This is a genomic window from Flavobacterium sp., from assembly GCF_029242675.1.
Lineage (GTDB): Bacteria > Bacteroidota > Bacteroidia > Flavobacteriales > Flavobacteriaceae > Flavobacterium.
In genome coordinates this window covers 1-4,599 of sequence record NZ_JAQWTM010000341.1, presented here as the reverse complement: position 1 = coordinate 4,599, position 4,599 = coordinate 1, and the positions used below count along the sequence as shown (strand labels likewise).

General features: G+C 35.1%; 6 protein-coding genes and 1 pseudogene. 2 read left to right on the top strand and 5 right to left on the bottom strand.

What is annotated here, in order from left to right; translation table 11 throughout:
- Positions 1–174, top strand: a pseudogene (gene sucC / locus P8M54_RS12490) (succinate--CoA ligase subunit beta); the annotation flags it as partial.
- Positions 175–270: 96 nt separating this feature from the next.
- Here sucC and P8M54_RS12485 read toward each other — a convergent pair.
- From P8M54_RS12485 to P8M54_RS12470, 4 genes are all read right to left on the bottom strand, one after another.
- Positions 271–927 carry an NAD(P)H-binding protein gene (locus tag P8M54_RS12485; protein ID WP_300288240.1) on the bottom strand — a complete coding sequence of 219 codons (657 nt, stop codon included), beginning with the start codon at positions 925–927 and terminating at the stop codon, positions 271–273.
- A 3-nt stretch (positions 928–930) separates the two neighbouring features.
- A complete protein-coding gene (locus P8M54_RS12480) occupies positions 931–1,392 on the bottom strand; it encodes a DUF1456 family protein (RefSeq protein WP_300288239.1) in 462 nt (153 codons plus the stop codon).
- 61 nt (positions 1,393–1,453) lie between these two features.
- Complete coding sequence (locus tag P8M54_RS12475; protein ID WP_300288238.1) at positions 1,454–2,464, bottom strand: dipeptide epimerase; 1,011 nt, start codon at positions 2,462–2,464, stop codon at positions 1,454–1,456.
- Between the two features lie 18 nt (positions 2,465–2,482).
- Entirely contained in the window at positions 2,483–3,304 is an 822-nt protein-coding gene (locus P8M54_RS12470; RefSeq protein ID WP_300288237.1) for an alpha/beta hydrolase-fold protein, read from the bottom strand.
- Between the two features lie 36 nt (positions 3,305–3,340).
- Here P8M54_RS12470 and P8M54_RS12465 point away from each other — a divergent pair, with 36 nt between their 5' ends.
- Positions 3,341–3,742 carry an excinuclease ABC subunit B gene (locus P8M54_RS12465; RefSeq protein WP_300288236.1) on the top strand — a complete coding sequence of 134 codons (402 nt, stop codon included), beginning with the start codon at positions 3,341–3,343 and terminating at the stop codon, positions 3,740–3,742.
- On the opposite strand, the gene P8M54_RS12460 is transcribed toward P8M54_RS12465, so the two are convergent.
- Positions 3,739–4,599: helicase-related protein (locus P8M54_RS12460; protein WP_300288235.1), on the bottom strand; the 861-nt coding region annotated here is incomplete at its 5' end. The genes P8M54_RS12465 and P8M54_RS12460 overlap by 4 nt on opposite strands.

Genomic DNA, 4,599 nt, shown 5'->3' with positions numbered 1-4,599 from the left:
GTTGTTGATGCTTATAAAAATATGGGTGATGCAATTAAAGTACCAATCATTGTTCGTTTACAAGGTACAAATGCAGCTATCGCAAAAGAATTAATTGATAATTCAGGAATGCCAATTTTATCTGCTGTTGAATTTCAAGAGGCAGCTGACCAAGTAAAAGCAGCACTTTCTTAATTTAAGAGCTATTTATATATTAAAAAATCCTGAGTGTGAGCTCAGGATTTTTTTATGTCTTGTTGTGAATGAGTATTCATCAAATGAATTTTAATACTAGCTCCCTAATTGTTGCAGTGCATCCGATTCATAAATGGCAAAACCTTTTTTGTTTTTTTGTGCCAAAGCAAAAAGAGCCTTCGCAACTGTATTTCCTTGAATGGGCTTGTATTTTTTTAAGCTTCCCAAAAGTAAAAATGAAAATGTTTTCATTAGAACTGCTCCAATTTGTTCACCGAATCTGAATTCTTTTCTATCTCCTAATAATAATGAAGGCTGAACGATAGAAACACTTTCGAAATCTGAATTTTTAAGAAAGGACTGAATTTCACCTTTTGTTTTTAGATAAAAATTAGATGAATTTTCGTCGGCACCAAGCGAGGATATCAGTAGAAACTGTTTTACACCATTTGCCACAGCAGTGCTTGCAAATTGTTTTGGGTATTGGTAATCTACTTTTCTGAAGGCTTCTTTGTTTCCTGCTGTTTTAATTGTTGTACCGATAGTACAATAGAAATCATCCCCTTTAATAAGGTCTTGATAGCTTTTAGGTTGATCGAAATCTACTATATGTTGCCTTAATTTTGGATGTTTTATTCCACTATCGCTTCTTACAAAAGTGACTACATTATTATAGTTTTCACTTTCTAGTAAGATTTGTAGTAAATGACTACCAATTAATCCAGTGCTACCAATAAGTAAGGCAGTTTTCATAGACTATTTATTTTTACCAAAATTAAATTTGACTTTTTCTACCACCTGAACTTTATTATTTCCTTTTGGGAATTGTTTTTTCGAAGGTTTCTTTGCAGGTGATTTAGATTTTGTAGGAGCTTCATCGCCTCTAGCTTTCTCTGCATCTCTTGGTTTAGCCTTAAACTCGGGTCTTTCCTTAGCTCCGTCTTTAGCAGGAATTTGTGCTTTGTGTTTTGCTAAAACATCTTTAGGGTTTTTAGGATTTTCCTTAGTTCCTCGTAAATGAATAACTAGCCCGTTAAGGAAGTTACGCAAAACTTGGTCCCCACATTCCATATAGTTTTCATGCTTTTCGTCGCGGAAGAAAGCACCTAATTCTGATTTGGTAATTCTAAAGTCTACAAGCTCTAAAATTTCAACTATTTGATCATCACGTAACATTAGCGCTACACGAAGTTTTTTAAAGATATCGTTATTTGTCATCGATTTATTTTTTACAAAGGTACGTTTTTATAGTAATTCAGCAGTTAATTATTTAAGATGCTTAGTGTAGTCGTACTCCAGTGCCGTTAACGTCAGCATATTCTATTTTACCGTTTGATATGGTAACACCTTTTGCAATGTCTTCCTTTAATAATAAAGCGCCGTCCATGTCAACATAATCAAGTAAAGGAAGCAAATGCGCAATTGCCGATATACCCACAGTTGACTCGGTCATGCAGCCTACCATGGTTTTTAGTCCAAGTTGGCGCGCTTGTTCAATCATTCTTTTTGCAGGTGTAATGCCGCCACACTTCATTAATTTGACATTGACACCATGAAAGTGGTTGTGGCATTTAAGTACATCTGTTTCGATAATACAACTTTCGTCTGCTACTATGGGAAGCGCTGATTTTTTAAAAAGTTCTGCATGTCCATCCCAATTATCTGCTGGTAGTGGTTGTTCTAAAAATTCTACGCCTAATTTTTTTAAGGAAACCGAATTTTCTAAGGTCTGCCGCACGGACCAACCACAGTTTGCATCAATTCTAAAAATGGCGTCGGTATGCTTTCTTAGTTCGGTTACAATTGCCAAATCATCTGTAGTACCTAGTTTAATTTTATAAATTGGCCATGGTTTCTCCTTCATTTTCTGGACCATTTTTTCGATGGTATCAATCCCTATTGTATAATCTGTCAAGGCATTGTTGTGAATAGAATAGTTCCATAGTTGGTACAATTTCTTATTTTTCCTACGAGCATATAAGTCTGTAAACGCTACATCTAAGGCGCATAAGGCAAAAAGATTATCCGTGAAATGAGGTTGCATTGTATTCCAAAACTCCTCTGGTTTACAATCAGAACTAGCTGCTATTATCGTCTGTACTTTTTCTAAATCGTTTACAATTCGTGCTGTAGTTATATTGTAATACGGATTAGAAGTTGCTTCGCCATATCCTGAAATATCATCACATTTTAATTCCACAATAACTGTGGGCTGTATGTCGATTGATTTTCTAGAAATGCTAAAGGTGTGTTGTAGCTTTAAGTCGAAAGTTCTAATGATTAATTCCATGCTATTATTTACTCTATTTTAATATTTTAGCCATTGAATAGCTTGAACGAAGCCATCGCGCCAAAGTTTTTCATTATGTTGTCCCCCTTTGACAATTTTCTTCTCATTGAGGTTCAAACAATAGCATCTTTTTGAATTTATTAGCGTTTCCATTTTGTTTAAATCGGTTACCATATCATCACTTTCTTTATCGCCACACATGAAATAGATTTTACTCCTGATTTTATTCTGGCTTTGTGTATAATTATAAATTTCATTTGAAAACCAAAAGGAAGGAGAGAACACTCCAGCTTTTCCAAAAACTTTAGGGTATTTTAAGGTTGCATAAAAGGACACTAATCCTCCTAATGAACTTCCCGTGATGATGGTGTTTTTTGCCGCAATTTTGGTTCTATAGGTAGAATCTATATGAGGTTTTAAAGTTGTTACGATAAAATCTAGGTACTCATCTGCCTTACCTCCTCCATATTTATCATTTTTGAAAGGGGTAAGTTCCTCCATTCTTTTTTCGTTTCCATGCTCAATACCCACTACAATAAGTTGTGCTTGCAAACTATCTAATTTTTCATCTACATTCCATTCACCAGCATAGGATGCTTTGGTATCAAATAAATTTTGAGCGTCGTGCATATAGATTACACTGTATTTTTTATTGGATACGGCATAACTTTTAGGAAGATAAAGCCATATTTTTTTAGTGGTTTGTAACTGTGGTGCATTAATGGTAAAAGTTGATACCTGCGGACTTAGTTGCTGTTTTTGTGCAGTGATAGTTGTAGCTACTGCTATAAGAAAGAATAAAATAATATTTTTAATGCTGTGCGGTTTTTGTAAATTCATTTAGAAAAGGATATTTTAGCTAAAAATAGCAAAAACATGGATATTGAAGAAGAAAAAAAGAGCTTACTTTTAGAAATGATTGCATTTGCAACAGTTGATGGTCAGTTGCACAAAAAGGAATATGACTTTCTTTTTTTGATAGCAAATACGTTAGCGATTAAAAAAGAGGAGTTTAACGATTTGTTCCATCAAGAAGCACCACAAAAAGTCTTGCAATCGGAATTTAAACGTATTCAACACTTTTACAGATTAGCTCTTTTAATGCATTGTGATGGTGTTTTGCACGAAAAGGAGGTAACAACAATTTATCAAATAGCATTAGCTATGGGGTTAAATCCTGCCGCAACTAAGCGTGTTTTAGAAAAAATGAAAAGGGCACCTTACACGACAATTGAGGCAGGCGAGCTGCTACAAATATTTAAAGAACAGCATAATTAACTAAGCTGCTCTTGTAGTTTTTTGATATCGTCACGTAATTTAGCAGCTTGCATGAAGTCCAATTCTTTTGCTGCTTTTTCCATTGATTTTCGCTTTTCGCGAATGATTTTCTCAAGCTCAGGTTTAGACATATAAGCAGTTTCTGGCTCAGCAGCAGCATCTATATTGAGGCCTAGTTCATATTCTACCAAAGGATTTTTGATAAAGGCACTCTCAATCTTTTTGTTAAGTGCTTGCGGGGTTTGGTTATTAGCTGTGTTAAAGTTGATTTGCTTCGTACGACGGTATTCTGTTTCGTCAATAGTTTTTTGCATGCTGGCTGTTATTTTCTCAGCATACATAATTGCTTTTCCATTGATGTTTCTCGCGGCTCTACCAATAGTTTGTGTTAACGAGCGATGACTTCTAAGGAAACCTTCTTTATCTGCATCTAAAATCGCTACTAATGAAACTTCGGGTAAATCCAGACCTTCACGTAATAAGTTGACACCAATTAGCACATCAAAAATTCCTTTTCTTAAATCCTGCATAATTTCGATACGCTCCAAGGTATCCACATCTGAGTGTATGTAGCGGCATCTGATATTAACTTTTGTCAAGTATTTTGCTAATTCTTCTGCCATTCTTTTCGTCAAAGTGGTCACTAGAACGCGCTCGTCCAGTTCACAGCGAACTTGAATTTCTTCAATTAAATCATCAATTTGATTTAAACTTGGTCGGATTTCGATTACGGGATCTAACAATCCTGTAGGACGAATTACTTGCTCTACCACGACACCTTCTGTTTTTTGTAACTCATAATCAGCAGGTGTGGCAGACACATAAATGACTTGATTTTGCATTGCCTCAAACTCTTC

Coding starts and splice junctions, on each gene's coding strand:
- P8M54_RS12475 (WP_300288238.1), bottom strand. CDS start 2,464: ATGGAATTAATCATTAGAACTTTCGACTTAAAGCTACAACACACCTTT.
- P8M54_RS12480 (WP_300288239.1), bottom strand. CDS start 1,392: ATGACAAATAACGATATCTTTAAAAAACTTCGTGTAGCGCTAATGTTA.
- P8M54_RS12485 (WP_300288240.1), bottom strand. CDS start 927: ATGAAAACTGCCTTACTTATTGGTAGCACTGGATTAATTGGTAGTCAT.
- P8M54_RS12465 (WP_300288236.1), top strand. CDS start 3,341: ATGGATATTGAAGAAGAAAAAAAGAGCTTACTTTTAGAAATGATTGCA.
- P8M54_RS12470 (WP_300288237.1), bottom strand. CDS start 3,304: ATGAATTTACAAAAACCGCACAGCATTAAAAATATTATTTTATTCTTT.